Below are 1,601 nucleotides of genomic sequence, written 5' to 3' on the forward strand. Positions count from 1 at the left end.
CGTGATAGGCATTCACGTTCTGGCCCAGCAGCGTGATCTCGCGCGCCCCGGACTCGACCAGGCGTCGCGCCTCGCGCAGCACCGACGCCACCGGCCGGCTGGCTTCCGCCCCCCGCGTATAGGGCACCACGCAGAACGAGCAGAACTTGTCGCACCCTTCCTGGATGGTCAGGAACGCCGTCAGCCCGCCGGGCGTCTGCGGCGCCTGCGCGTCGGGCAGAAAATCGAATTTCTGCTCGGCCGGAAAATCGGTGTCGATCACTGCGCCGGCCGCCCGGGCCGCGCGCGCCACCATCTCTGGCAGGCGGTGATAGGTCTGCGGCCCCAGCACGATATCGACGAACGGCGCGCGCGCCAGGATCTCCCTGCCTTCCGCCTGCGCCACGCACCCCGCGACCGCCAGCACCGTCTCGCGCCCCTCGGCCGCCCGCGCCTCCTTCACCAGGCGCAGCCGCCCCAGTTCGGAAAACACCTTCTCGGCCGCGCGGTCCCGGATGTGGCAGGTATTCAAAATGACCATGTCGGCGTCGTCGGGCGCCGCGACGGGGCGATAGCCCAGCGGCCGCAGCACGTCGGTCATCCGCGCGCTGTCATAAACGTTCATCTGGCAGCCCCAGGTGATGACATGCAGGCCCCGCGTCTCGGGCACGGCATTCTTTTCCATGGCAATGGGGCTGGCAGGCTGTTCGGTCACGGTACTGGCTTCCTGGTCGCGCCGCCGGACCATCCCGCGCAGGCGCGGGAACACATCATATGTGTCAAGCTTCGGGTCAAGGCCCGGCGCCGGCCATACCGGGATGGAACAGGATCATCACGCGGCGAATCTCCCCCTGCGACACCGGGTGCTGCGAGCGTCTCTGCATCGATCAGGCAAAGATACGGGGGGATTGTCAAGATGAACCTCCAATTCCCGCAACAAAAAACCGCCAGCCCCGTTTTTCTGTCGTCGCGTCAAATCATTGCCTTATAAATGGCATAGACACTGCGTCGGCGCGCGGCAGGTCCGCCGTGCGAGGAAACGGGCGGGACACGGCATATTGGCATGGTCAGGGCGGCGTCGCGCCGCATCGCGGGGCAGGGCGGACACGGCGGCGGCAAAAATCGTCATCAGGCGCCTTCAGGCATGCGCCGGCGCAGCCTGCGGCCTCGGCCTTGGCCTCTGTCCCCGCCCCATGCTCGGCTCCGACCCGCAAACCTACACCACGACGATTCGCCCGACCGGCCAGGCTGACCTGGACAGCGCCATCAGCGCCTCTTCCAGCCTCCTGGCCCTGCAGAAGACCCGCGCGGTCAGCCCCTTCGCGCTGGCGGGGCGGATCCGCAACGATTACGCGCGTCTCGCGACGGCGCTGGACAGCTACGGCTATTATGCCGCGACCGTCCGCATCCAGGTCGGGCTGCGACCGGCCGGCAATGCCGTCCCCGGCCCTGCCATGGACGGCCGCAGCCCCCATTTGCCCGAATGGCTGCAGGCGGTGCCGCAGGGGCAGACGGTCCAGGTCACCATCACCCCGACCCGGGGCGCGCTGTTCCATCTCGGCCATGTCACGCTCAGGCCCGCGCCCGGCGACGGCCCGGCGCCGATCGTGCTCGACGCCCCC

Annotated in this window: 1 protein-coding gene and 1 pseudogene; one reads left to right on the forward strand and one right to left on the reverse strand. The window is 68.6% G+C overall.

Annotation, left to right across the window (positions count from 1 at the left end):
- A partial coding sequence (locus tag HUK84_RS17480) for a radical SAM protein (protein ID WP_246285762.1) occupies window positions 1-664 on the reverse strand: 664 nt, incomplete at its 3' end.
- Window positions 665-1,172: 508 nt separating this feature from the next.
- On the opposite strand from HUK84_RS17480, the pseudogene HUK84_RS17485 reads away from it, so the two are divergent.
- Window positions 1,173-1,601 (forward strand): annotated as a pseudogene (locus HUK84_RS17485) (hypothetical protein); the annotation flags it as partial.

Origin of the sequence: Nguyenibacter vanlangensis (assembly GCF_013376155.1) — a bacterium.
GTDB lineage: Bacteria > Pseudomonadota > Alphaproteobacteria > Acetobacterales > Acetobacteraceae > Gluconacetobacter > Gluconacetobacter vanlangensis.